20 protein-coding genes are annotated in these 24,467 nt (G+C 69.2%); 18 read left to right on the forward strand and 2 right to left on the reverse strand.

Annotated features, from left to right (window positions below):
• The first annotated feature begins 23 nt into the window (after positions 1-23).
• Genes ACRAQ3_RS18430 through ACRAQ3_RS18440 form a run of 3 tightly spaced genes read left to right on the forward strand, consistent with a single transcriptional unit; the run spans position 24 to position 3,159 of the window.
• Complete coding sequence (locus tag ACRAQ3_RS18430) at positions 24-725, forward strand: GntR family transcriptional regulator (RefSeq protein ID WP_432256910.1); 702 nt, start codon at positions 24-26, stop codon at positions 723-725.
• Positions 722-1,777: a histone deacetylase family protein gene (locus ACRAQ3_RS18435; RefSeq protein WP_432256911.1), complete on the forward strand. Its 1,056-nt coding sequence runs from the start codon at positions 722-724 to the stop codon at positions 1,775-1,777. The genes ACRAQ3_RS18430 and ACRAQ3_RS18435 overlap by 4 nt, the downstream gene beginning before the upstream one ends.
• Positions 1,777-3,159: an aspartate aminotransferase family protein gene (locus ACRAQ3_RS18440; protein WP_432256912.1), complete on the forward strand. Its 1,383-nt coding sequence runs from the start codon at positions 1,777-1,779 to the stop codon at positions 3,157-3,159. Before ACRAQ3_RS18435 ends, ACRAQ3_RS18440 begins: the two co-directional genes overlap by 1 nt.
• Positions 3,160-3,228: 69 nt before the next feature.
• Here the strand turns inward: ACRAQ3_RS18440 and ACRAQ3_RS18445 are convergent, their stop codons facing one another.
• On the reverse strand, positions 3,229-3,930 hold the full coding sequence (locus ACRAQ3_RS18445; protein WP_432256913.1) for a GntR family transcriptional regulator: 702 nt from the start codon (positions 3,928-3,930) through the stop codon (positions 3,229-3,231).
• A gap of 102 nt (positions 3,931-4,032) precedes the next feature.
• On the opposite strand from ACRAQ3_RS18445, the gene uxuA reads away from it, so the two are divergent.
• From uxuA to ACRAQ3_RS18520, 15 genes are all read left to right on the forward strand, one after another.
• Positions 4,033-5,250 (forward strand): mannonate dehydratase, encoded by a 1,218-nt coding sequence (uxuA, locus tag ACRAQ3_RS18450; protein WP_432256914.1) that lies wholly within the window; start codon positions 4,033-4,035, stop codon positions 5,248-5,250.
• Positions 5,247-6,713: a mannitol dehydrogenase family protein gene (locus ACRAQ3_RS18455; protein WP_432256915.1), complete on the forward strand. Its 1,467-nt coding sequence runs from the start codon at positions 5,247-5,249 to the stop codon at positions 6,711-6,713. The genes uxuA and ACRAQ3_RS18455 overlap by 4 nt, the downstream gene beginning before the upstream one ends.
• Entirely contained in the window at positions 6,713-7,660 is a 948-nt protein-coding gene (locus ACRAQ3_RS18460) for a sugar kinase (protein ID WP_432256974.1), read from the forward strand. Before ACRAQ3_RS18455 ends, ACRAQ3_RS18460 begins: the two co-directional genes overlap by 1 nt.
• Positions 7,650-8,918, forward strand: coding sequence for an AGE family epimerase/isomerase (locus ACRAQ3_RS18465; RefSeq protein WP_432256916.1), 1,269 nt, complete (start codon positions 7,650-7,652; stop codon positions 8,916-8,918). The genes ACRAQ3_RS18460 and ACRAQ3_RS18465 overlap by 11 nt, the downstream gene beginning before the upstream one ends.
• Complete coding sequence (locus tag ACRAQ3_RS18470) at positions 8,915-9,892, forward strand: C4-dicarboxylate TRAP transporter substrate-binding protein (protein ID WP_432256917.1); 978 nt, start codon at positions 8,915-8,917, stop codon at positions 9,890-9,892. The genes ACRAQ3_RS18465 and ACRAQ3_RS18470 overlap by 4 nt, the downstream gene beginning before the upstream one ends.
• Positions 9,893-9,955: 63 nt before the next feature.
• Complete coding sequence (locus ACRAQ3_RS18475; protein ID WP_432256918.1) at positions 9,956-10,516, forward strand: TRAP transporter small permease; 561 nt, start codon at positions 9,956-9,958, stop codon at positions 10,514-10,516.
• Complete coding sequence (locus tag ACRAQ3_RS18480; protein ID WP_432256919.1) at positions 10,513-11,799, forward strand: TRAP transporter large permease; 1,287 nt, start codon at positions 10,513-10,515, stop codon at positions 11,797-11,799. The genes ACRAQ3_RS18475 and ACRAQ3_RS18480 overlap by 4 nt, the downstream gene beginning before the upstream one ends.
• A 4-nt stretch (positions 11,800-11,803) precedes the next feature.
• Positions 11,804-13,198, forward strand: a complete 1,395-nt coding sequence (gene uxaC / locus ACRAQ3_RS18485; RefSeq protein ID WP_432256920.1) for a glucuronate isomerase — start codon at positions 11,804-11,806, stop codon at positions 13,196-13,198.
• 44 nt (positions 13,199-13,242) lie between these two features.
• On the forward strand, positions 13,243-14,067 hold the full coding sequence (gene kduI / locus ACRAQ3_RS18490) for a 5-dehydro-4-deoxy-D-glucuronate isomerase (protein ID WP_432256921.1): 825 nt from the start codon (positions 13,243-13,245) through the stop codon (positions 14,065-14,067).
• Entirely contained in the window at positions 14,067-14,810 is a 744-nt protein-coding gene (kduD, locus tag ACRAQ3_RS18495) for a 2-dehydro-3-deoxy-D-gluconate 5-dehydrogenase KduD (RefSeq protein WP_432256922.1), read from the forward strand. Before kduI ends, kduD begins: the two co-directional genes overlap by 1 nt.
• A gap of 376 nt (positions 14,811-15,186) precedes the next feature.
• Positions 15,187-16,371: an efflux RND transporter periplasmic adaptor subunit gene (locus ACRAQ3_RS18500; RefSeq protein ID WP_432256923.1), complete on the forward strand. Its 1,185-nt coding sequence runs from the start codon at positions 15,187-15,189 to the stop codon at positions 16,369-16,371.
• Positions 16,361-19,438, forward strand: a complete 3,078-nt coding sequence (locus tag ACRAQ3_RS18505; RefSeq protein ID WP_432256924.1) for an efflux RND transporter permease subunit — start codon at positions 16,361-16,363, stop codon at positions 19,436-19,438. The genes ACRAQ3_RS18500 and ACRAQ3_RS18505 overlap by 11 nt, the downstream gene beginning before the upstream one ends.
• Positions 19,439-19,576: 138 nt before the next feature.
• On the forward strand, positions 19,577-20,422 hold the full coding sequence (locus ACRAQ3_RS18510; protein ID WP_085896448.1) for a Ku protein: 846 nt from the start codon (positions 19,577-19,579) through the stop codon (positions 20,420-20,422).
• Positions 20,419-22,932: a DNA ligase D gene (gene ligD, locus ACRAQ3_RS18515; protein ID WP_432256925.1), complete on the forward strand. Its 2,514-nt coding sequence runs from the start codon at positions 20,419-20,421 to the stop codon at positions 22,930-22,932. Before ACRAQ3_RS18510 ends, ligD begins: the two co-directional genes overlap by 4 nt.
• Positions 22,933-23,081: 149 nt before the next feature.
• On the forward strand, positions 23,082-23,816 hold the full coding sequence (locus tag ACRAQ3_RS18520; protein WP_432256926.1) for a sporulation protein: 735 nt from the start codon (positions 23,082-23,084) through the stop codon (positions 23,814-23,816).
• Between the two features lie 85 nt (positions 23,817-23,901).
• Here the strand turns inward: ACRAQ3_RS18520 and ACRAQ3_RS18525 are convergent, their stop codons facing one another.
• Positions 23,902-24,465 carry a carboxymuconolactone decarboxylase family protein gene (locus ACRAQ3_RS18525; RefSeq protein WP_432256927.1) on the reverse strand — a complete coding sequence of 188 codons (564 nt, stop codon included), beginning with the start codon at positions 24,463-24,465 and terminating at the stop codon, positions 23,902-23,904.
• Positions 24,466-24,467: the final 2 nt, after the last annotated feature.

Below are 24,467 nucleotides of genomic sequence, written 5' to 3' on the forward strand. Positions count from 1 at the left end.
AGAACCGGGTCTAGCTTCGATCCATGAGCATGGACCCCGCCCCCGATCCGATCTTTGCCCGCCTCGATCGCGCCGGGCTGGTGCAGCACGTGGTCCGGCTGATCACCGACGCCATTTTGCAGGGGCGCCTGAAGCCGGGCGACCGGCTGACCGAATCCGGCATTGCCCGCGAGTTGGGTCTGAGCCGCGCGCCGGTGCGCGAAGCGGCGCGGCTTCTGGAGAATCGCGGCCTCGTCGTGTCGCAGCCCAATCGCGGCTTCTTCGTGCGCGAGGTCACGGTCGAGGCGATCGACAGCCTCTACGAGCTTCGGATCTGCATCGAATGCGCGGCGGTGGAGCGGCTGGTCGCGGGCGATCCGGCCCCGGCGCTCATGGGGTTGCGCGAGCGGATCGACGAGATGCGTGATCTGGCCGAAGCCGACGATCCGCTGAGCCAGATCGAGGCCGACATGGCGTTCCACCGGCTGATCTGCCTGCATAGCGGCAATGAGCGCTTCGTCACCGTGTTCGACCAGATCGCCGACGAGACCCAGCTCAGCCTGATGCTGATCGGGCGGCTCTACGACGATCCGATGCGCATGGCCGAGACCCACGAGCCGGTCTTCGACGCCATCGCCGCCCGGGACGCGAAGGCCGCCCGCGCGGCGCTCGAATATCACATCGGCACGGCGCGGCGCGTCGTGACCGACATCTTTCGCAAGCTGAAGGAGGACGGCTCCGCATGAGGTGCTTCCACGCCCCCGAATCCATGGCCCACGACCCGGATTTCCGCATCACCAACGGTCGCGTCACGCGCAATGCCGAGCGCGCCGAGCGCGGTCGGCTTCTGCTTGCCGGGCTCGATCGGCTGGGGCTGGTTCCCGAGGCGCCGCCGCGCTGCGACGACGCCGATCTTCTGGCGGTGCACACGCCAGAATTCGTGGCCTTTCTGGAGACCGCGTGGACCGAGTGGCAGAAGCTGCCGAATGCCGGGGCCGAGGTGGTGCCGAACACGCATCCGCAAAAAGCCCGCTCGACCTATCCCCGGCATATCCTCGGCCGGGCCGGCTGGCATCTCGCCGATCCGTCGGCGCCGATCGGCGAGCACAGCTGGACCGCCACCCGTCGCGCCGCCGATTGCGCCGTCGCCGCCGCGCGGGCGGTGCTGGACGGCGATGCCCTGGCCTATGCGCTGTGCCGCCCGCCGGGCCACCATTCGGACGCGGACAGCGCCTCGGGACATTGCCTGCTGAACAATGCCGCCATCGCCGCGGCGCATCTGCGCCGGCACCACGAGCGGGTGGCGATCCTCGACATCGACGTGCATCACGGCAACGGCACGCAAGCGATCTTCTACGACCGCGCCGACGTGCTCACCGTCTCGATCCATGCCGATCCAATGGATTACTACCCGTTCTTCAACGGGCATGCGCACGAAACGGGCCAAGGCGCTGGCGAAGGCTGCAATCTCAACCTCGCCCTGCCGCGCGACAGCGGCGACGGCGCCTGGCACGACGCGATCCGGCAGGCCCTCGCGCGGATCGCCGCGTTCGCCCCCGGCGCGCTGGTGCTCTCGCTCGGCCTCGACGCGCATGAAAACGATCCGCTGCGCGGCCTCGCGGTGACGACCGACGGTTTCCGGGGTGCCGGTGAGATGATCGCCGCCGCAGCTCTGCCTTGCGTGATGGTGCAGGAGGGTGGTTACCTCTCGGCGGATCTGACCGACAATCTTGCCGCCTTCCTGGGCGGCGCAACGGGCAAGGCGCCTGAAACATTCGCAACCGATGGAGCGCGGTGATGAACAAGCTGTCGAATTCGCTGGCGCAGGCCGATATCGCCACGTCCCTGCATCCCTATACCAATGCCCGCCGGCACGAGGAAAAGGGCCCGCTGGTGATCTCGCGGGGCAAGGGCATCCACGTCTATGACGAGCATGGCAAGGAATACATCGAGGCGCTGGCCGGGCTCTGGTCCGTCGCAGTGGGCTTCGACGAGCCGCGTCTCGTCGAGGCGGCCCACAAGCAGATGCAGGCGCTGCCCTATTACCACAGCTTCGCGCACAAGGCGCACGAGCCGTCGATCCGGCTGGCGGAGAAGCTGGCCGAGATGACTCCTCAAGGGCTTGACCGGGTGTTCTTCACCTCGTCGGGGTCGGAAGCCAACGACACCGTCGTCAAGATGGCATGGTACATGAACAACGCGCTGGGACGTCCTGAAAAGAAAAAGTTTCTGGCCCGCACCAAGGGGTATCACGGGATCACGGTGGCCTCGGGCTCGCTCACCGGGCTGCCCTACAATCACGTGGATTTCGACCTGCCGGCGATCCCGGTGCATCACCTGACCTGCCCGCATCACTACCGCTTCGGGCATGAGGGCGAGAGCGAGGCCGAGTTCACGCAGCGGCTCCTGGCCGAGGCCGAGGAGGTGATCCTGCGGGAGGGGCCCGAAACCATCGCCGGCTTCATCGGCGAGCCGCTGATGGCGGCGGGGGGCGTGATGCCACCGCCGGAGGGCTACTGGAAGGGCATCGAGGCGCTGTGCCGCAAGCACGACATACTGCTGATCGCCGACGAGGTGATCAACGGCTTCGGGCGGCTGGGGTCGAGCTTCGGCGCGGTGCATTACGGCTTCACCCCGGACATCATGGTGCTCTCGAAGCAGCTCACCTCCTCCTACATGCCGCTCGCGGCGGTGGTGTTCTCGGAGAAGGTCTACGATGCGATCGCCGACAACACCGGCAGGATCGGCACCTTTGGTCACGGCTTCACCGCTTCAGGTCACCCGGTCGCCACGGCGGTGGGGCTCGAGAACCTGAAGATCATCGAGGAGCGCGACCTGATGGGCAACGCGACCCGGATGGGGGCGAGGCTGCAAGAGGGGCTTCGGCAATACGCCGATCACCCGCTGGTCGGAGAGGTACGCGGCGCCGGGCTGATCGCTGGCCTCGAACTGGTGGTGGACAAGGCCTCGAAGCGCGCCTTCGATCCGGTCGGCAAGGTCGGTCTGGCCGCCTTCGAGATCGGCCATGAGGAAGGGATGATCATCCGCAATGTCGGCGACACGCTGGCCCTCTGCCCGCCGCTGATCGTGACCGAGGGCGACATCGACGAGATCGTCGCCCGGATGGGACGCATCCTCGACCGCACGCAGGATCACGTCTCGAGGGAGGGCCTCGCCTGAGGCGAAGAGGGCCGGGCGCTCCCTGTCTTGGGCATCGGGCAGGGTGCCGCGCAGCCGGTCTATCCTGCCCTAGGGCACGGGCTCTGCGATGAAGAAATCCGGATGCGCCTCGGCGACCTTGGGCAGGTCGTCGAGCACGCCACGCAGATGGGTTCGGACCGCCGCTTCGGCGGCATCCGGGTCTTTTGCCGCGATCGCGTCGACGATGGCCTGGTGCTGACCGACCAGCCGGTCGACCGGAAATTCCACGGCCGTGAGGTGCCGCACCCGGTCCATGTGCATCTTGATCGGTTGCAGATGCGTCCATGCGCCGGCGCGCCCGGCCATCTCGGCCAGCGTGCGGTGGAACAGCTCGTCCAGCTCTACGAAGCTGCGCCCCCCATCCCGCGCGGCCTTGGCCTGACCCGCCATCTGGCGACGCAACTCGGCCAGCGCGGCGGCATCGGCGCTGCGCGCCGCCAGCCGGGCGATATCGGCCTCGACCGCCTCGCGCACGAAGCGCGAGACCTCGACCTCGGCGACGTCGATCTTGCGCACATAGGTGCCGCGCTGCGGACGCACCTCCAGCAGCTTTTCTCCGGCGAGCCGGATGAACGCCTCGCGCACCGGCTGGCGCGAGAGGCCGTAACCGGTGGCGATGTCCTGCTCCGACAGGCGGGTGCCCGGCGTCAGTTCGCCGGTGACGATGCGCGCGCGCAGGCTGGCGATGAGCTGGAGGCCGACCGGGGCGGAGGCGTCGAGGGCAATAGATGCGGGGTTCGTAGCTGACATGGCGCTCTCTATGGATCTGTACTCACTCTAATCCATACTACCATACTTGTAAACTTTCGAATCGCGGTCTAGTCTTGCCGGTGATTGGGAGGGAGATCCGTTATGCGGCAGACATGGCGCTGGTTCGGGCCGAAGGACGGGGTCGGCATCGACGACATGATGCAGGCCGGGGTCGAGGGCGTGGTCTCGGCGTTGCACCACATGCCCACCGGCGTGGTCTGGCCTCTGGAAGAGATCGAGCAGCGGCAGCGCGAGATCGCCACGCGAGCCGACGGCACCGCTTCCGGTCTTGCCTGGGAGGTGGTCGAGAGCCTGCCCGTTTCCGAGGACATCAAGAAGCAGTCCGGCGACTGGCGTGCCCATATTGCGGCCTACAAGCAAAGCATGGCCAATCTCGCCAAAGCCGGCATCGAGGTGATCTGCTACAACTTCATGCCGGTTCTGGACTGGACCCGCACCGATCTCGCCTACCGCGTCGCGCATGGCGGCACGGCGATGCGCTTCGACCTGCACGACTTCGCGGCCTTCGATATCCATATCCTCAAGCGTCCGGGCGCGGCCGAGAGCTTTCCAGAAGGCGTGGCCGAGATCGCGGCCGAGCGTTTCGCGCGGATGGATGATGACACGCGCCGCCGTCTGGCCACCAATGTCGTCTTCGGCCTGCCGGGGGCCGCCGAGCATTTCACCCTCGAGGACGTGCGCGCGCATCTGGCCGAATATGCGGGGATGCGCGCCGAGACGCTGCGCGGCCACTTGATCGATTTCCTCTCGGAGGTGGCGCCCGAGGCCGAAAGGCTGGGGCTGCGGCTCTGCTGTCACCCCGACGATCCGCCATTCTCGCTGCTGGGCCTGCCGCGCGTCATGTCGACCGGGGCGGATTACCGCGCCGTGATGGAGGCGGTGGACCTGCGCGCGAACGGCATCACGCTCTGCTCCGGCTCGCTCGGGGCACGGGCCGACAACGACATCCCCGGCATGATGGCGCGGCTGGGTGACCGGGTGCATTTCCTGCACATGCGCAACGTCGCGCGCGAAGGCGACGGCACGCCCTGCTCGTTCCACGAGGCCGAGCATCTGGGCGGCGACACCGACATGGTGGATTTCATCGCCGCCGTTCTGCGCGAGGAGGCGCGACGCCGGGAAGAGGGCCGCGCCGACGTCTCGATCCCGTTCCGCCCCGATCACGGGCAGGACATCCTCGACGACCTGAAGCGCCGGGCCCAGCCGGGCTACCCGGCGATCGGGAGGCTCAAGGGGCTGGCGGAGTTGCGCGGCATCATGACCGCGCTCGGCCATGCAGAGCACGGGCTGCGGCCATGACCCGGCTGTCGCGTAGCGTATTGGCACAGCTGCCCGAAGGCGCGGCCCCCGATTACGACCCGGCGGCGCATGGTGTGGGTATCCTGCATCTCGGGGTGGGCGCCTTCCATCGCGCGCATCAGGCGGCGATCACCGACGCGGCGCTGGCGGCCTCCGGCGGCGACTGGCGCATCGCGGGTGTCAGCCTGCGCTCGGCCGATCTGGCCGAGGCGCTGGCATCGCAGGACGGGCTGTTCACGCTGATCGAGCGCGGCGCGCAGGGTGACCGGGCGCGGGTGATCGGTGCGATCGACCGGGTGATCGCGGCGCGCGGGGCGCCCGAGGCGGTGCTCGGGCCGATGTCGGATCCGGCGATCCGCATCGTCACGCTGACCGTCACCGAAAAGGCCTATGGCATCGACCGGGGCGGTCCCGACGCCGATCCGGCGCATCCGGATGTCGCCGCCGATCTCGAAAGCCCGGCCGCGCCGCGTGGCGTGCTGGGGTTGCTGGTCGAGGGGCTGCGGCGGCGGCGCGCGGCGGGGCACGCGCCCTTCACCGTGCTGTGCTGCGACAACCTGCCGGAGAACGGTGCGCTGCTGCGTGGCGGCGTGGTGGGTTTTGCCCGTCGGGTCGACCCCGACCTCGCCGACTGGATCGCGCGCGAGGTGGCATTTCCGTCCTCGATGGTCGACCGGATCACCCCGGCGGCGACCGGGGCGACACTCGCGCTCGCGGCCCGCCTGACCGGTTTCCAGGATGCCGCGGCGATCGAGACCGAGCCCTTCTGCCAATGGGTGATCGAGGATCGCTTTCCGCAGGGCCGCCCCGACTGGGCGGCGGGCGGCGCGATCTTCGCCCGCGACGTCGCGCCCTACGAGCGGATGAAGCTCAGGATGCTGAACGGGGCGCATTCGCTGATCGCCTATGCCGGGTTCGTCTCGGGCCATGCGCTGGTGCGCGACGCGATGGCCGACCGGGGCCTCGCGGCATTGGCACGGCGCCACATCACGGCGGCGGCCGCGACGCTCGATCCGCTGCCCGGCGTCGATCTCGCGGCCTATGGCGACGAGCTTGCCGCGCGTTTCGCCAATCCGGCGATCGCGCACGAGACCTACCAGATCGCGATGGATGGCAGCCAGAAGCTGCCGCAGCGCATCTTCGGTCCGGCCTGCGACGCGCAACTCGCGGAACAGGATCTGCGCCCCTTCGCCTTCGCCACCGCGGCCTGGGCGCGCTACTGCTTGGGCCGGGACGAGACAGGGAAACGCTACGCCCTGCGCGACCCGCGCGAGGCCGAGATCGCGGCGGTCGTCGAGGCGGCGGGCGATGATGCGCGGGCGCTGATCGCCGGGCTGCTGCGGCTGCCGGGTCTGACCCCCGCCGAGCTCCTCGACGGGGCGTTCGAGGCGCAGGCGGCGGAGATCCTGAGCGATATGCTGGCGCAGGGCATGGCCGCCGCCATCGCGAGCGAGGTGGCATGATGCAGCTTCTCGCGATCGGCGAATGCATGATCGAGATGTCGGGCGGGCAGGATGGTTGCTGGCGCATGGGGTTCGCCGGGGACACGCTCAACACGCTGTGGTACGCGCGCGCCGGGCTGGACCCCGCCGACGGGCCGGTGGGCTATTTTACCGCGCTCGGGACCGACGGCTTCTCGGACCGGATCGTGGCCTTCCTCGACGGCGCGGGCATCGCCACGGACGCGATCCGGCGGATACCCGACCGGCGTCCCGGTCTCTACATGATCGAGCAGCGGGACGGGGACCGGGCCTTCACCTACTGGCGTGATACCTCGGCGGCGCGTGCCCTCGCCGATGACGAAGCGGCGCTGCGGACCGCGATGCGGAATGCGCGGATGATCTACCTGTCGGGGATCACGCTGGCGATCCTGCCGGCCGAGGGCCGGGTGCGGCTGCTCGATGCGCTGCGCACCGCGCGGGAGCGCGGGGCCCGCATTGCTTTCGACCCCAACATTCGCCCTGCCCTGTGGTCCGACGAGACCGTAATGCGCGACGCGATCACTTCCGCCGCGGCGATCTCGGACATCGCGCTGCCGAGCTTCGATGACGAGGCGCGCTGGTTCGGCGATGCCGATCCCGCCGCCTGCGCCCGACGCTATGCCGCCGCCGGGGCGGGCGAGGTGGCGGTCAAGGACGGGGCGGGGCCGGTCACCCTTCTCTCGGAGGGCGGGACGACGATCATGCCGGTGCCGCCGGCGCCCAAGGTGGTCGATGCCACCGGCGCGGGCGACAGCTTCAACGGCGGCTATCTCGCGGCCCGGCTGAACGGCGTCGCGCCGGTGGAGGCGGCGCGGGCCGGAACCGCCATGGCCGCGCGGGTGATCGCGGCGCATGGGGCGATCATCGACCTGCCCGAAACCCGGATCTGGCACCGGGATGCACCCGAGGGAGGCCGCGATGACCGCTGATCGGACCATCGATACCGGTCGCCACGACACGGTCGCAGCCCGGCGTGTCGGCAATTTCCTCTTCGATACCCTGCCGAGGTGGCTGGAACTGGCGCAAGGCGACAGCGGCGCGGTGGCCGAACGGCTCAAGGCGCCGGGCAAACCCTTGCCCTCGGCCGAGCGCACGACGCTGACCCAGGCGCGGCTCGTCTTCACTTTCGCGCATCTGCATCTGGCGACCGGCGCGCCATGGATGCGCGAGGCCGCCATCGCGGTTCATCGCTATCTCGACACGGCGCTGCGCGACGAGGATGGCGGTTACCGCGTAGCGGCGCTGGCCTCGGGCGCGCCGAGCGCCGTCCCCGAACACGCGCTGCGCCGGAGCTACGACCAGTCCTTTGCCCTGCTGGCGCTGGTGACCTTGCGCCGCGCGGCCCCCGGGGCGGTGCCCGAGGGGCGGATCGAGGCGTGCTGGGATTTCATTTCGACGCGCCTCACCGATCCCGCGACCGGCGCGCTGTGGGAAGATGACGCGATGGCGGCGCGCGGGCCCCGGCCCGGCGATCTGCGGGCGCAGAACCCGCATATGCACATGATCGAGGCGCTGCTTCAGGCCCACGAGATGACCGGCGAGGCGGTATGGCGCGACCGCGCGGCCGGTCTGGTCGAGGTCGGGCTGCGATATTTTCTCGATCCCGACACCGGCGCGATCCGCGAGTTCACCGGCCACGATCTCGCCCCGATCGACACGGCCGATGGCCGGCGCCGCGAGCCGGGGCACCAGTATGAATGGGCCTGGTTGCTGCGCCGCTTCGCGGCGATGGGCGGCGATCCGGCGGCGGTCGAGACGGCCGCGTTGATGCAGCGCTTCGTCGAGGCGCACGGGCTGCGCCGGGATGGGTTGCTGGCCGGGGCGCCTTTTGACGCGGTCTCGGCCGATGGCACCGTGACCGAGCCCGATCACCTGCTCTGGCCGTTGACCGAGGCGGGCAAGCTCTATGCCGACCTGCATGCCGAAACCGGCGGTGCCGACCATGCGGAGCGGGCGCTGGCGCTGCTCGACCTGATCTTCGTGCGCTACGTCGCGGCCGGGCCCGACCCGTTCTGGGTCAACCGCCTCGACGGGAAGGGCCGGGTGCTCTGGCCCGAGGCGCTGAGCCGGCTGCTTTACCATCTCGCGCTGTTCTTGACCGAGGGCGGTCGCGCCGGGCTCTGGCCGCTCGGGCGGGATGCCGCGCCGCGAGATCAAGATGTTCACAAGGAGGAGGACCTTACATGAACCACCGCATCACCACCGCGCTTGCCACCATCGCCGCCCTGTCGGCGGGCGCCGCCACGGCGCAGGATTACTCGTTGAACCTGTCGACCTCGCAGACGCTGCAGGACCCGCTGGTCATCGCGATGCAGGGCGCTGAGGAGCGGATCGAGGAACGCTCCGAGGGCCGGATGGAGGTGACGATCTACCCTTCGTCGCAGCTTGGCGAGGACAATGACGTGCTCGAGCAGATCCGTGCCGGCGCGCCGATCGCGGCGCTGGTCGATGCCGGCCGGCTCGCGCCGTTCCTGCCCGAGCTGGGCATTCTCGCCGCGCCCTACCTGGTCAATGACTACACCGAATATGCCGCGATCACCGAGAGCCCGGTCTACGAGGAATGGGTCGAGGAGCTGGCCGAGCAATCCGGCATCCGGCTCCTGAACTACAACTGGTTCCAGGGCACCCGGCAGATGTTCACCCAAGACAAGGTCGAGACGCCCGAGGATCTGAACGGCGTCCGGGTGCGCACCATCGACGCGCCGGGCTGGGTCGCGACGGTCGAGGCGATGGGTGCCACGCCCGCGCCGATGGCATGGTCCGAGGTCTATTCGGCGCTGCAGCTCGGCGCGGTGGACGGGGCGGAGGCGCAGCTCACCGGGGCCTATGGCATCAAGCTGCACGAGGTGTCGAACAACGTCGCCTTCACCAACCACATCCAGCTCTTCACCGGGCTCGCCACCTCCGAGAGCTGGTTCGCGGCGCTGCCCGAGGATCTGCAGGCGATCGTCACCGAGGAGCTGAAGGCTGCCGGCGAGGAAGCGACGCGCGAAACGGTGGCGAAGCTGGCCGAGGTGCAAGGCGAGATGGAGGCGGCCGGCGTCGCGTTCAACGAGGTCGATATCGCGCCGTTCCGCGACCGCGTCGACGTGGTCTACGAGAAGGTCGGCCTGGTCGAGGCGCGCGAGGCGCTGGCCCCCTATCTGCCCTCGGCGGATTAAGTCCGAGGCCCCCGGCGCCACGGTGCCGGGGGTCGAATACCAGCCGCGCCGGGGAGGGCGAGGATGATCTTCTGGAAACTCTATGACGGTATCGAGCAGGCCCTGGCGCTGATCGCGTTGATCGGCACGGTGGCCGCCGTCCTGACCGCCGGGATCGGCCGCAGCATCGGCGCGCCGGTGACCTCGGCGCCGCAATTCGCGCAGCTTTTCCTGATCTGGACCTGCATGCTGGGCGCCGATCTTGCCATGAAGCGCGGCGAAGCGATCTGCGTCTCGGCGCTGCCGGATCTGCTGCCGCCGGGCGGCCGCCGGTTGCTGTCATTGGTGAGCCTCGTTCTGATCATGCCGTTCCTCGGCTTTCTCGCCTATCTCGGGTGGGACCTCGCGATCGGCAACTGGCAGCGCGAGCTCGGCGGCTCGGGGCTCTCCTACGGGCTGGTCACGCTGGCCCTGCCGGTGGGGGCGGTGCTGCTGGCACTGACGCTGACGCGGCGCGTGCTCTCGCTGGGGCTGAACGCGGCGTTCGAGCCGGTGCTGCCCGATCTCGGCGCGCTCGGCACCGACCGGGCCCCCGGTCACGCGCCCGGCCTCGCCGCCGGGCACAGCTCGGAGGACCTGCTGTGATTTCCGCCCTGATCCTGACCCTCGCGCTGACGCTGATCGTGATCGGCATGCCCGTGGCCTTCGCGATCGGCATCGCCGGCACCGCCTATTTCCTGCTGCCCGGCACCTTCCTGCCCGACAGCACCGCCGTGCAGCGCATCGTCGCGGCAAGCCAGTCCTTCCCGCTCCTCGCGGTGCCGCTGTTCATCCTGCTCGGCAACCTAATGAACAGCTCGGGCATCACGCCGCGCCTCGTGGGGCTCGCTACGGTGATCGCGGGCTGGATGCGCGGCGGTCTCGCGCAGTCGACGCTGATCCTCAGCGCGCTGATGGGCGGCGTCTCGGGCTCGGCCGTGGCGGATGCCGCGATGCAGGCGCGCATCCTCGGCGAGCCGATGGTCGAGAAGGGCTATGATCGCGGCTTTACCGCCGCGCTGCTCGCCATCGGCGGTCTGATCACCGCGACGCTGCCGCCGAGCCTCGGGCTCATCCTTTACGGCTATCTCGGCGAGGTCTCGATCGGCCGGCTGTTCATCGCCGGCATCGTGCCGGGCATGCTGTTGCTGACGGTGCTGATGATCGCCACTTGGGGCGTGGCGCGGCAGCGCGACTACAAGCCCGAGACCGAGCGCCTGCCGACGCTGCGCGAGGTCGGCCACGAGCTGTGGCGCAGCTTCTGGGCGGTGCTGTTCCCGGTCTGGTTGCTGATCGGCATTCGTTTCGGCTTTTTCACCCCGTCCGAGGCAGGCGCCTTCGCGGTGGCCTATGCGCTGATCATCGGCACGCTGATCTACCGCGAACTGACGCCCGCCAAGATCCTCGATGCGATGCTCCAGAGCCTGCGCGACATCGGGATGATCATGCTCATCATCCTGTTCTCCGGCACCTTCGGCTATGTCATCACCTTCGAGCGGGTGCCCCAAAGCATCGCCGAGGTGGCGCTGACGGCGCTGTCGGACCCGACCGTGCTGCTCTTCGTGATCGCGGGCTTCCTGATGGTGCTGGGCATGCTGGTCGAGGCCACGGTGCTGGTGATGCTGCTGACGCCGATCCTCGTGCCGGTGGTGACGGCGGCGGGCATCGATCCGGTGCATTTCGGGCTGGTGATGATGACGCTGGTGACCTTCGGCGGCATGACCCCGCCGGTGGGCGTATCGATGTTCACCGTCTGCGGCATCCTGCGCTGCAGCTACCGCGACTATTCGATCCAGATGCTGCCGCTGGTGGCGGCGGTGCTGGGGCTGGTGACGCTGATGATCCTGTTCCCCGGCCTCGTGATGTTCCTTCCCAACTGGCTGATGTGATCCGATGACCCTGCACCCCGACCGGCTGCTGCCGCCCGATCCCGCGACCCGCAAGCTGGCGCGCGAGCTGTACCATGCGGTCGCCGACCTGCCGATCGTCTCGCCGCATGGCCATACCGATCCGCGCTGGTGGGGCGAAAACCCGCGCTTTTCCGATCCCGCGCAGCTTTTCGTGACGCCGGATCATTACGTGACCCGGATGCTCACCAGCCAGGGCGTGCCCTTCGAGGCGATGGGCATCGGCGTAGGCGCAGAGACCGATCCGCGGGCGATCTGGCGGCTCTTTGCGCAGAACTTCCACCTGTTTCGGGGCACGCCCTCGCGGCTGTGGATCGAGCACGCGCTGGAAAGCCTGTTCGGCGTGACCGAGCGGCTGTCCGAGGCCACGGCGGATCGCGCCTATGACGCCATCGCCGAGCGGCTCACGCGGCCGGAATTCCGCCCGCGTGAATTATATGACCGCTTCAATATAGAGGTGATCGCGACCACCGACGGGGCGCTCGACGACCTTGCGCAGCACGCGGCGCTGCGCGGTTCGGACTGGTCCGGCCGGGTGGTGCCGACCTACCGTCCCGACGCGGTGGTCGACCCAGAGGCACCGGGCTTCGCGGCGGCGCTCGACCGGCTGGGCGAGTTGACCGGCTGCGACACCGGCAGCTGGGACGGCTATCTCGCCGCGCATCGCGCGCGGCGGGCCTTCTTCATCTCGATGGGCGCCACGGCGAGCGATCACGGCCACCCGACGCCGCGCACCGCCGACCTGCCCGAGGCCGAGGCGCGCGCCCTCTTCGATCGGGTGCGCCGGGGCGGGGCGAGCGTGGCCGATGCCGAGCTGTTCCGGGCGCAGATGCTGACCGAGATGGCGCGGATGTCGCTCGAGGATGGCTTGGTGATGCAGCTCCATGCCGGCTCCTCGCGCGGCCATTCCGACGCGGTCCGCGCCGCCTATGGCCCCGACCGCGGCTTCGACATCCCGCTGCCGTCGAGCTACACCGAGGCGCTGCGGCCGCTCTTGAACGCGGTCGGTCTCGATCCGCGTCTGAGCTTGATCCTGTTCACCCTCGACGAGACCACCTATGCGCGCGAACTGGCGCCGCTGGCGGGGGTCTGGCCCTGCCTGCGGCTTGGCCCGCCCTGGTGGTTCCACGACAGCTACGAGGGAATGCGCCGCTACCGCGAAGCGGTCACCGAGACCGCCGGGTTCCACAACACCGCAGGCTTCAACGACGACACCCGCGCGCTGTGTTCGATCCCGGCGCGGCACGACGTGGCGCGGCGGGTCGATAGCGGCTTTCTGGCCGAGTTGGTGGTGACGCATCGCCTCGACGAGGAGGAGGCCTTCGAGATCGCGCCGCTACTGGCCGGCGATCTCGCCCGACAGGCCTACCGCCTCGGCTGAGCGCGTGTCCGCGACCCCCGACGATACCGAGTGAAGGAGACCCTATGTTGAGCGTCGAGACCCGCCACGCCGTGCACCCGGCGCAGGCGAAGGTGATGGGCACCGCCGAACTGCGCGCCCACTTCCTGGCCCGGGACTTGTTCCGCGACGGCGAGATCCGCCTGATCTATACCCACTACGACCGCTTCGTGATGGGTGGCGCGGTGCCAGACGGTGGCAGCCTGACCCTCGAGACGGTGGCCGAGACCGGCACCGAGCGGTTTCTGGACCGGCGCGAGATGGGCATCGTCAATATCGGCGGCACCGGCACGGTGCGCTGCGACGGCGAAGGCTACGAGATGGGGCGCGGCGACGTGCTCTATCTCGGCAAGGGCAGCGGCGCGGTCAGCTTCGAGGGCGAGGGCCGTTTCTACATCACCTCGGCCCCGGCCCATGCCGCCTTTCCCTCGCGCCTGATCACGCCGGCCGATTGCAAGGAGGTGCGACTGGGCGAACCGGCGAGTTCCAACCAGCGCGTCATCAAGCAGTTCGTCCACCCGCAGGTGATGAAGAGCTGCCAGCTGATCCTCGGCTATACCAGCCTCGCGGAGGGTTCGGTCTGGAACACTATGCCGAGCCATCTCCATGACCGCCGCATGGAGGCCTATCTCTATTGGGACATGGAGGAAGAGGCCCGCGTGCTGCATCTGATGGGCGAGCCGCAGGAAACGCGGCACCTGTTCGTCGCGAACGAGGAGGGCGCGATCTCGCCGCCCTGGTCGATCCATTCCGGCGCCGGCATCGGCAGATACAGCTTCATCTGGGCGATGGCGGGCGACAACATCGACTTCACCGACATGGATTTCGTCAAGCCGGGGGAGATGCGCTGATGGCCGGCCTGTTTTCGCTCGATGGCCGCAAGGCGCTCGTCACCGGCGCCAATGCCGGGATCGGCCGTGCCATCGCAACGGCGCTCGCGGGGCAGGGCGCGCATGTTGTCTGCGCCGGACGACGCAGCTGCGACGAGTCGGTGGCGGAGATCGCGGCGGCGGGCGGCGCGGCCGAAAGCCTCAAGCTCGACTTCGCCGATCCGATGGCGGCGCGGGACGTGTTCGAGGGGGCGGGCTTCGACATCCTCGTCAACAATGCGGGCATCATCCGCCGCGCCGACAGCGTCGATTTCACCGAGGCCGATTGGGATGATGTCGTCGACATCAACATGAAGGCGGTGTTTTTCACCACGCAGGCCTTCGGGCGGGAGCTGATCGCGCGGGGCCGCCCCGGCGCGGTGGTCTCGATCGCCTCGCTCCTGTCTTTTCAGGGCGGGATCCGGGTGCCGTCCTATACCGCCTCCAAGCACGGGGTGGCCGGGTTGACCAAGATTCTCGCCAACGAATGGGCGAAGCACGCGATCACCGTCAACGCGGTGGCGCCGGGCTACATCGCCACGGCGAACACGCAGGCGCTGCGCGAGGACCCCGAACGCGCGGGCGCCATCCTCGACCGCATCCCCGCCGGACGCTGGGGCGCGCCCGAGGATATCGGCGGCACCGTGGCCTTTCTCTGCTCGCCCGCGGCGACCTATCTGACCGGCGCGGTGATCAACGTCGATGGCGGCTGGATGGCGCGCTGAGGCTTGGCCAGTACCACATCCTGCCCCGAATGCGGCGTCGGGGAGCGGTATGCATGACCGGATCGCGGTCAAACTGGACCCTCCCGGCCGGCGGCCGCTTCATGACCGGCGCGCCCATCATCATGGAACCGGAATGCCCCGAAGCGTTGGGACCCGGCCCGGAGCACCGCTCCACCAGGGGTCTTTCGGCGGGGAGCGAGGGGGAATTGTCGCGCCGTGTCACATGTCCGGTGCCCGTTACAACCTGCGACAATTCCGGAGGTGCCGCCCACTGGCGCGAGGATCCGTGTCGTAGCACGACAAACCCGGTCGCCTCGGGCTCTCGGGGCGCGACTCCCTCGATGTGACAGGCCCTCGCCGGAAAGGGTGCCCCATGATGAAGACGCTCGGATCCCTGCTCGTGGCGGCCCTGCTGGTGAGCGGGGCGTGGTGGATCGGCTTCGGGCCGGAAACCGGTGCGGGGCAGGCGCCCGCGGAAAGCGCGGCGCCGATGCGCGGCCCCGGCGGGGCGGGGGTTGGCGGCCGCGCCGCCCTCGTCACCACGCAGCCGGTCGAGTTCATTCCTTACGAGGACGTCTATCAGGCCATCGGCACGGTGCGGGCCGGGCACCGCGTGCAGGTCCAGTCGCAAGTATCGGGGCAGGTGACAGAGAGCCTGATCGAGACCGGCGCCGAGGTCGAGGCGGGCACGCCGCTCCTGCGGCTCGACGACCGGGTGCAGCAGCTCGCCCTGCGCACCGCGAAGGCCGAACTCGCCGAGGCGCAGAGCACGCTGTCGCGCTACGAGGCGCTTGCCGGTGGCGGCAACGTCGCCGTGACGGAGGTGCAGATCGCGGAGGCGCGCACGGCCGTCGAAATCGCGGCCGCGGCGGTGGAAGGCGCGGAGCACGACCTGTCGGAGCGGGTGATCGTGGCGCCGATCGGCGGGCATCTGGGGATGTCGGAAATCGAACGCGGCACCGCGATCTCGGTCGGCACCGACATCGTCACGATCAGCGATCTCGACGAGATGCGGGTCTCATTCAGCCTGCCGGACCGGGCGCTTGGCAGCCTTGCCCCCGGGGTCGAGGTGGCGATGTCGCTGCCGACCCGCCCCGGCACGGTCTACGAGGCGGTGATCAGCGCCGTCGATACCGAGATCGACCCCTCGACGCGGCAGATCGCGGTCGAGGCCAGGCTCGACGCCGCGCAGGTGCCGGTGCTGCCGGGATCGGTGGTCAACGTGGTGCTGGCCCAACCGAGCGACCCGGCAGCGAGCGTAGCGGCGCTCGCGGTGACCTGGTCGCGCGAGGGGGCGGGGGTCTGGCTCGACGAGGATGGCACCGCGCGCCGCGTTCCGGTCGAGATCCTGCATCGCGCGGGCGACGCGGTCTGGCTCGACGCGCCGCTCGAACCGGGCGCGCGGGTGGTGGTCGAAGGCACCCAGAAGATCCGCGAAGGGGGCGCGATCGCCACGGCGACGCGGCAGGCGTCGCCGGAGGAGGGCGAGACTGGCGGGCGGCGCATGGGCGCGGCGCGCGCGGCGGATCAGGACGAAGGAGGGCAGGGCCATGAAGGCTGAAGCCTCCGCCGGCGGCAGCCTCGCCGCGCTGTTCGTGTCGCGCCCGGTGCTGGCGCTGGTTCTCAACCTGCTTCTCGCCGTCGCGGGGATCGCGGCCTTCATGGATGTCGAGGTGCGCGAAATGCCCGATGTCGATCAGCCGGTGATCTCGATCCGCGCCTCCTATGACGGCGCCGACCCTCAGACCGTCGATACCGAGGTGACCTCGGTACTCGAGGAGGCGCTGAGCGCGCTGGACGGGATCAACGCGATCTCGTCGAGTTCCGGCTTCGGCTCGTCGCGGATCACCGTGGAACTGGCCTCGGGCATCGATATCGATGCCGCCGCCACATCCGCCCGCGAGATCGTCGCGCAGCAGGAGCGCCAGCTTCCCGACAGCATCGACACGCCGAGCGTGACCAAGAGCGACGCCGATGCCGATCCGATCATCCGCCTCGCCATCGCCGGGGACGCGACGCTGGCCGAGCTGTCGCGCATCGCCGAGGAGGATGTGGCCGAGAGGCTGGAGATGATCCCCGGCATTTCCGAGGTCGAGGTCGCGGGCACCCAGGAGAACGAGTTCCTGGTACGGGTGAACATGACCGCCCTCGTCGCGCGCGGGCTGGAGATCGGCGACGTCGAAACCGCGCTGGCGACGCTGCGCAACGACGCGCCGCTGGGCGAGATCGAGAGCGGCAGTCAGAGCGTCACGCTGCGCACCGCCAACCCCGGGACCACGGCCGAGGCGATCTCGCAGCTGCGGGTCGGCGCGACGGCCCGCCTGGGCGACGTCGCCTTCGTGCAACTCACCGCGCAGGAGCGCGACGTCTTCACCCGGCTCAACGGGCAGAGCGCGGTCGGGCTGAACGTGCTGCGGCAATCCGACGGCAACACGCTGACCATCTCGCGCGAGGTGCGCGCCGCGGTGGCCGATCTGTCCGAGACTTTGCCCGAGGGCATCAATCTCGTCGTGACCTCGGATGACGGGGTGTTCATCGAGGGTTCGATCACCGAGGTGGCGCGCTCGATCGGGCTGGCGGTGCTGATCGTGATCGCCGTGATCTTCGTGTTCCTGCGGGCCTGGCGCGCGACCCTGATCCCGGCGCTGGCGATCCCCGGCGCGCTCATCGGCACCATTGCCGCGATCTGGCTTGCGGGTTTTTCGGTCAATACGATCACGCTTCTGGCGCTGGTGCTGGCCAGCGGCATGGTGGTCGACGACGCGATCGTCGTGGTCGAGAACATCGTCAGGCATCGCCGCATGGGGGCCGGCGCGCGCGCCGCCGCGATCCGGGGCACCGGCGAGGTGTTCTTCGCGGTGATCTCGACCACCGCGACGCTGGCTGCGGTCTTCATCCCGATCTCGTTCCTGCCGGGGCAGGCGGGCGGCATCTTCTCGGAATTCGGCTATGTGATTGCCTTTGCGGTGATGCTGTCCTCCTTCGTGGCGCTGACGCTGGTGCCGATGCTGGCGGCGGCGCTCGATCCCGGTCGCACGGGGAGGGTTGCCGCGAGGCCCGCTCCGGGCCTCGTCACCCGCGCCTATGCATGGCTGATCGATCGCTGCCTGCGCGCGCCGATCGTCGTTCTCGGGGCGGCCATGGCCTTCGCGATCTTCGCCGCGGCGAGCTTCGCCTCGCTCGACTCGACGCTGACCCCGAACGAGGATCGCGGCTTCTTCATGATCATGGGACGCGGACCCGCCGGGGCCAGCGCGACCTATGTCGACACGCAGATCCGCGAGGTCGAGGCGATCGCCGAAAGCTACCGCGAGAGCGGCGCGGTCGAATCCGTGTTGTCGATCTCAGGCTTCGGCGGCTCCGGCAGCGGCTTCGTCATCGTGCGGCTGGCCGATTGGGAGGCGCGCGACGTGGCGCAGCAGGATCTCGTGGCCGATCTGAACCGGCAGCTGCAATCGGTGCCCGGGCTCACGGTGATGGCGCGGTCGAGCAATTCCCTCGGCATCCGGGGCGCGGGTCGGGGCCTGCAATTCGCAGTCACCGGCGACGATTACGACACGCTCGCGGCCGAGGCCGAGACGCTCGTGGCGGCGATGCGGCAGGAGCCCGAGATCTTCGCCTCGCCGCAGGTCGACTACGACACGACGCAGCCGATGATCGAGGTCGAGATCGACACCGCCATGGCGGCGGAGCTGGGCGTCACGCCGGCCGAGGCGAGCGCGATGATCGAGATGCTGACCGGCGGCACCACCCCGGTGAGCGTCTTCGTCGACGGCATCGAAACCGACGTGACGGTGCAGTCCGGCGGCAAGCCGATCGAGGGGCCGGGCGATCTCGAGCGCGCCTTCCTGCGCACGGATGGCGGCGGCTACGTGCCGCTTTCGGCCATCGCCAGCTTCGAGCAGGTGGCGGGCGCGTCGCAATTGTCGCGCGAGGGGGGCGACCGGGCGGTGCCCGCGACCGCGGGTCTCGCCAATGGCGTCGAACTCGGCGTCGCGGCGGCGCGGGCCGAGGCGCTGGCGGCCGAGCTGCTCCCCGACGGCGCCAAACTGGTGCTCCTGGGCGAGGCGGCCGCGCTGGAGGATAGCCGTTCCGGCACCATCGCGGTCTTCGCCGTGGCCTTCCTCGTGGTGCTGCTGGTGCTCGCCGCGCAGTTCGAAAGCTTCGTCTCGGCGCTGGTGATCATGCTGACCGTGCCGTTCGGGCTTTGCGCCGCCGTGATGGCGATCGCGCTTACCGGCGGCTCGCTCAACTACTACAGCCAGATCGGTCTCGTGATGCTGATCGGGATCATGGCCAAGAACGGCATCCTGATCGTCGAATTCGCCAACCAGCTGCGCGAGGCCGGGCATGAGATCGACCGGGCGATCCGCGAGGCGGCGGAACTGCGGCTTCAGCCGGTGTTGATGACCATGGCCTCGACCGTGCTGGGCGGGCTGCCGCTGGTGCTGTCCTCCGGTGCAGGGGCCGAGGCGCGCATCGCGGTGGGCTGGGTCGTGGTCGGTGGGCTGGGCTTTGCCTCGGTCTTTACCCTTCTGCTGACGCCGGTCTTCTACAGGCTGATCGCGCCTTGGGGCGGCCAGCCCGGCGCCGCCGCAGCGCGCGCGCGGCAGGAGATGCTCTCGTAACGACGGTGCGAGGGCGCGCCGGGAGGCCGGCGCGCGTCGCTCTACCCCCGGATGCCGGGAGTGTTCCTGCCGTCGCGGAACCGCGATGCCGGGGGCCGGGTTCTGGCGGTGAGACGCACCGTTCAACGGGAGGATGCCATGGCCTCGCGCCCCGTCTGGAAGGGCCAGCTGCGCCTGTCGCTGGTGGCCATTCCCATCGAGCTGCATTCGGCCCGCGAGAGCGGCTCGAAAACGAGTTTCCGACAGATCCACAAGCCCTCGGGCAAGCCGGTGAGTTACCAGAAGGTGGTGGCGGGGCTTGGACCGATCGACACCGCCGAGATCGTGAAGGGGTTCCAGACCGCCAAGAACGAATACGTCCTGATCGAGCCGGAGGAGATCGAGGAGATCCGGCTCGAAACCCGCAAGACGCTCGAGATGGTGCAGTTCGTCGAAGCGGCGGAGATCGCGCCGCTCTACTACGACGCCCCCTATTACGTGGTGCCCGCCGACGAGCTGGCGCAGGATGCCTACCGCGTGGTGCGCGACGCGTTGCGTCAGAGCGGCAAGGTCGGCCTCGGTCAGCTGGCGATGCGGGGGCGCGAATATCTCTGCGCGATCCGCCCCTGCGGCGACGGGCTGCTGCTCGAGACGCTGCGCTACGAGGACGAGATCCGAAAGGCGGAGCCGCTGTTCAGCCAGATCGAGGACGATCCCGCCGACAAGGAGCTGTTGGAGGTCGCGACGCAGCTCATCGAGGCCAAGACCGCGCCTTTCGATGCCTCGGCCTATGAGGACCACTACGCGCAGGCGCTCAAGGAGCTGGTAGCGCGCAAATCCCGGTCCAAGAAGGCACCGCGTGCCCGGCCCGGCGAGGACGCGCCCGAGGTCGAGACCGACGACAAGGGCAACGTGGTCGATCTCATGGCCGCGCTCAAGAAGAGCCTCGAGAAGGACAAGAAGGGCGGGCGGAAATCGTCCTCCTCCCGCAAGAAGGCCTCATGAGTCGGCTCGACCGCTACCGCGACAAGCGCGACTTCGACGTCACGCCGGAACCGCAGGCGGGCGAGGGCGGCGGTAACGGGCGCAGCTTCGTGGTGCAGAAGCACGATGCCACGCGCCTGCATTACGACTTCCGGCTCGAGCATGAGGGCGCGCTCTGGTCCTGGGCCGTGACGCGTGGGCCCTCGGACGATCCGCGCGAAAAGCGCCTCGCGGTCAGGACCGAGGATCACCCGCTGGATTATGCCGGTTTCGAAGGGGTGATCCCGAAAGGCAATTACGGCGCAGGCACGGTGATGCTGTGGGACCGCGGTAGTTGGGAGCCGCTGGACGAGGATCCGGGCGCGGCGCTGGCGGCGGGCAAGCTCAAGTTCCGGCTCTCGGGAGAGCGGATGCAGGGCGGCTGGACGCTGGTGCGCATGAAGGGCCGGGCTCGGGACCGGGGGCGCGAGAACTGGCTCCTGATCAAGGAGCGCGACGATCAGGCGGGCGACGATCCCGAGGGTTTGACCAGGCGTCATCTCACCTCCATCGAGAGCGGCCGCGACCTCGACGAGATCGCGGCAGGGGCAGAGGCGGCCACGTGCCCCGAAGATGACGCGCGGAGCGCGCCGCATGGGGATGGCGGCGCCTCGCCGGAACGAAAGGGGGCGGCGCCCGGCTTCGTCGCGCCACAGCTCGCGACGCTGCGCGAGGAGGCGCCCGAGGGCGACGACTGGTGGCAGGAGCCCAAGTTCGACGGTTATCGCTGTCTGCTGTCGCTGGGCGCCGACGGGCCGCGTGCCTTCAGCCGTAACGGTCACGACTGGTCCGACCGCTTCGCACCGTTGATCGGTCCGGCGCGGGCCATTCCCTGTGACACCGCGTTGATCGATGGCGAGGTGACGGCGGGCGACGGCAATGGCGATTTCTCGACGCTGCAAAAGGCGCTTGGCGAAGGCGGAGCGCTGTCCTTCTATGCCTTCGATCTTCTGCATCTGGATGGCGAGGATCTGCGGGCGCAGCCCTTGGAGCAGCGACGCGAGGCGCTCGACGCGCTCTTGGGCGAACTGCCCGGCGACGGCGCGATCCGGCTTTCGCCCTATATCAGGGGCAGTGCCGAGGAGGTGCTGACGCATCTGTGCGGCGCGGGGGCCGAGGGCATCATCTGCAAGCGGGCCGATGCGCCGTATCGCTCGGGGCGCAGTGCCGACTGGATCAAGGTCAAATGCGTCAAGAGCGCCGAGTTCGTGATCGGCGGCTGGTCCCCCTCCGACAAGCCGGGACGCCCCTTCGCCTCGCTGCTGCTGGGCAGTTTCGAGGGTGGGCATCTGGTCTATCGCGGCCGGGTCGGCACCGGCTTCGACGCCGAAACGATGCGGGACCTCGCCGCCCGGATGAAACCGCTCGCGCGCAAGACCTCGCCGTTCGACGAGGTGCCCAAGGATCTGGCGCGCGGCGCGCGTTGGATCACGCCGGAGCTGGTGGCCCAGATCCGCTATGCCGAGCTGACCGGCGAAGGCCGGGTCCGGCACGGCGTATTTCAGGGCCTGCGCGAGGACAAGGCCCCGGATGAGGTCTCCGCCGCGCAGGAGATGGCGGTCGAACGCGGCGACGCGTCGTCGGCCGAGCTGTCTCTGAGGGGCATCGACATCTCCAGCGCCGACCGCGTCGTCTATCCCGGCCCCGCCCTGACCAAGGGTGGTGTCGCGCGCTACTACGACGCTGTGGCGGACCGGATGCTCGCACATGCCGCGGATCGTCCCGTCGCGCTGGTGCGGATGCCCTCCGGGCTGGACGGGCAGCGCTTCTTCCAGCGCCACGTCGGCAAGGGATTCCCGGACGCCATCGGCACGGTCCGCCTGACCGAGGCCAGCGGCAAGGAAGCCGATTACATCACCTTGCCGAACGCACAGGCGCTCTTGGGCGCGGTGCAGATGGGGACCCTCGAGTTCCACATCCACGGCGCGCGCAACGATCGGCTCGACCGGCCCGACCGGCTGGTCTTCGATCTCGACCCCGACGAGGGGCTGGGCTTCGGCGAGGTCCGGCGCGCGGCTCGCGAGGTCGGCGATCTGATGCGAAAGCTCGGCCTCGCTTGCGCGCCGATGGTGACCGGGGGCAAGGGCGTCCATGTCGTCGTTCCGCTGCGCCGCGTCGCCGGCTGGGAGACGCTGCGCGGCTTTGCGCAGGCCGTGGCGCAGGGGTTCGAACGCCGCGCCCCGGATCGCTACACCGCCACCATGTCCAAGACCCGCCGCAGGGGCCGCATCTTCATCGACTGGTTGCGCAACGATACCGCCGCCACGGCGATCTCGCCCTATTCGCTGTGCGCGCGACCCGGCGCGCCGGTGGCCGTGCCGGTGACATGGGACGAACTCGTCGATCTGGACCGCGCCAACGGTTTCTCGGTGGAGACCGCGGTCGCGCGCGCACAGGAGCCGTGTCCGCTGCTGGCGGCGGCGAAAGGCGCGCCGGGGCTGTCGGAGGCGACGCTGGACGCGCTGGAGGATTGGCTGGAAGAAAGCGCTTGAGTGCTCCGACTGCGCAAGATCGCTCGAGAATCCAGGCGGCGATCCCCTCCGGATTGCCGAGGTCGGACCGCTTGTCCTTCGGCGCCGTCATTCCCAGTTCGGAGCGGATGGCCGGGCCCGGATCGCCCGGCGGACGAAGGAGAAACGGTATGTTCGGCAAGGTTCTATCGAGCCTCGGTATTGGCGGCGCGACGGTGGATGCGGTGCTGGAGAGCAGCGACGTCGAAGTGGGGCGCATCCTCAGGGCGGAAATCCGCATCGAGGGCGGCACCGCGCGGCAGGAGATCCGCAGCGTCGATCTGGAGCTTGCGACCCGCTGCCTCGTCGAGGGGCCCGGAGATCGCAAGATCCACAGCGACATCATCCTTGCCGCAGGCAGGGTGGAGATCGGCGCGGTGGATGCCGGAGAGGAGCTGAGCTTTCCGATCGAGATGCACGTTCCGGATTCGGCGCCGATCAGCATCGGCTCGACCCGGAGCTTCCTGCGGACCCGGCTCGACGTGCCCGGCGCGGTCGACCCCAAGGACGAGGATCTCGTCAACATCCTGCCCAGCCCGACCATGACGGCGGTGCTGCAAGGGGTGCAGGAGGCCGGGTTCCGGCTGGTGGAGACCGAGGTCGAATATGACCGCCGCCGTGTGCCGCCCTTCGTGCAGGAGTTCGATTTCAGGCCCACGGGCTTGGGCGATTTCGGGATCGAGGAGGTCGAGATTTCCTTCGTGCCGGTCTCGGGCGGCGTCGAGGTGCTGCTGACGGTCGATAATCGCGGCGGGTTCTTTCTGGCCGGGCGCGAGAAGACAGCGCGTATCCGGGTCGATCATGCCGAGGCCGCCCGGGTCGACATGGGGCGCGAGTTGCGCCGGGCGATCGAGCGGCTGCGCTGAGAGCCTGCCGCCCCCCGGGCGGATTCGGGGGGCGGCCATGCTATCTTTTTGCGCCCCCGAGGGCGCGGCAATCGGTTCGTGCGGCTCAGGCCGCCTTGTCGGCCGGGCTCCAGGCGAATTTCTGGAACGGCTTGTCGACCGGCGTTTCGGCGATGTGGTTGGTGTAGTTCGACATGACCTTCTGGCTGTAGCCGAGGATCACCTCGAGGATGTTGCGCTTGGTGAAACCGGCGTCGAGGAAGGCCTGCACGTCGGCTTCGGCGACGTTGCCGTGCTGGCGCACCAGCTTCAGGGTGAAATCGCGCAGCGTTTCGAGCCGGGTGTCGGGCAGCGGCGTGCCGTCGCGAAGCGCATCCGTGATCGCGTCGTCGACGCCCATGCTCTTGGCGATGCCGGTATGGGCGGGCACGCAGTAGTGGCAGGCGTTCTCGACGTTCACGGTCTGCCAGACGACGGTCAGCTCGTCCTTGTCGAAGCTGGAATTCAGAAAGAGCTCGTGAACACGCTGATAGGCGTCGAGCAGGCCGGGGGCCTCGGCCATGACGGCGTGCAGCCCGGGCACCATGCCGAAGGCGGCCTGCGACTTGGCGAGCAGGGGCTTCGATGCGTCGGGGGCGGTGGTTTCGTCGTGCAGCGTGAAATCGGTCATGC

This window comes from Limimaricola sp. AA108-03, from assembly GCF_050847355.1.
In the GTDB taxonomy this organism is placed as follows: Bacteria; Pseudomonadota; Alphaproteobacteria; order Rhodobacterales; family Rhodobacteraceae; genus Limimaricola.

What these genes read in the sequence shown, in the direction of transcription:
- ACRAQ3_RS18520 (WP_432256926.1), top strand. Translation starts at nt 23,082, where the DNA reads ATGTTCGGCAAGGTTCTATCGAGCCTCGGTATTGGCGGCGCGACGGTG.
- ACRAQ3_RS18505 (WP_432256924.1), top strand. Translation starts at nt 16,361, where the DNA reads ATGAAGGCTGAAGCCTCCGCCGGCGGCAGCCTCGCCGCGCTGTTCGTG.
- uxaC (WP_432256920.1), top strand. Translation starts at nt 11,804, where the DNA reads ATGACCCTGCACCCCGACCGGCTGCTGCCGCCCGATCCCGCGACCCGC.
- kduI (WP_432256921.1), top strand. Translation starts at nt 13,243, where the DNA reads ATGTTGAGCGTCGAGACCCGCCACGCCGTGCACCCGGCGCAGGCGAAG.
- uxuA (WP_432256914.1), top strand. Translation starts at nt 4,033, where the DNA reads ATGCGGCAGACATGGCGCTGGTTCGGGCCGAAGGACGGGGTCGGCATC.
- ACRAQ3_RS18465 (WP_432256916.1), top strand. Translation starts at nt 7,650, where the DNA reads ATGACCGCTGATCGGACCATCGATACCGGTCGCCACGACACGGTCGCA.
- ACRAQ3_RS18430 (WP_432256910.1), top strand. Translation starts at nt 24, where the DNA reads ATGAGCATGGACCCCGCCCCCGATCCGATCTTTGCCCGCCTCGATCGC.
- ACRAQ3_RS18435 (WP_432256911.1), top strand. Translation starts at nt 722, where the DNA reads ATGAGGTGCTTCCACGCCCCCGAATCCATGGCCCACGACCCGGATTTC.
- ACRAQ3_RS18475 (WP_432256918.1), top strand. Translation starts at nt 9,956, where the DNA reads ATGATCTTCTGGAAACTCTATGACGGTATCGAGCAGGCCCTGGCGCTG.
- ACRAQ3_RS18460 (WP_432256974.1), top strand. Translation starts at nt 6,713, where the DNA reads ATGCAGCTTCTCGCGATCGGCGAATGCATGATCGAGATGTCGGGCGGG.
- ACRAQ3_RS18510 (WP_085896448.1), top strand. Translation starts at nt 19,577, where the DNA reads ATGGCCTCGCGCCCCGTCTGGAAGGGCCAGCTGCGCCTGTCGCTGGTG.
- ACRAQ3_RS18470 (WP_432256917.1), top strand. Translation starts at nt 8,915, where the DNA reads ATGAACCACCGCATCACCACCGCGCTTGCCACCATCGCCGCCCTGTCG.
- ACRAQ3_RS18455 (WP_432256915.1), top strand. Translation starts at nt 5,247, where the DNA reads ATGACCCGGCTGTCGCGTAGCGTATTGGCACAGCTGCCCGAAGGCGCG.
- ACRAQ3_RS18500 (WP_432256923.1), top strand. Translation starts at nt 15,187, where the DNA reads ATGAAGACGCTCGGATCCCTGCTCGTGGCGGCCCTGCTGGTGAGCGGG.
- ligD (WP_432256925.1), top strand. Translation starts at nt 20,419, where the DNA reads ATGAGTCGGCTCGACCGCTACCGCGACAAGCGCGACTTCGACGTCACG.
- ACRAQ3_RS18445 (WP_432256913.1), bottom strand. Translation starts at nt 3,930, where the DNA reads ATGTCAGCTACGAACCCCGCATCTATTGCCCTCGACGCCTCCGCCCCG.
- ACRAQ3_RS18440 (WP_432256912.1), top strand. Translation starts at nt 1,777, where the DNA reads ATGAACAAGCTGTCGAATTCGCTGGCGCAGGCCGATATCGCCACGTCC.
- kduD (WP_432256922.1), top strand. Translation starts at nt 14,067, where the DNA reads ATGGCCGGCCTGTTTTCGCTCGATGGCCGCAAGGCGCTCGTCACCGGC.
- ACRAQ3_RS18525 (WP_432256927.1), bottom strand. Translation starts at nt 24,465, where the DNA reads ATGACCGATTTCACGCTGCACGACGAAACCACCGCCCCCGACGCATCG.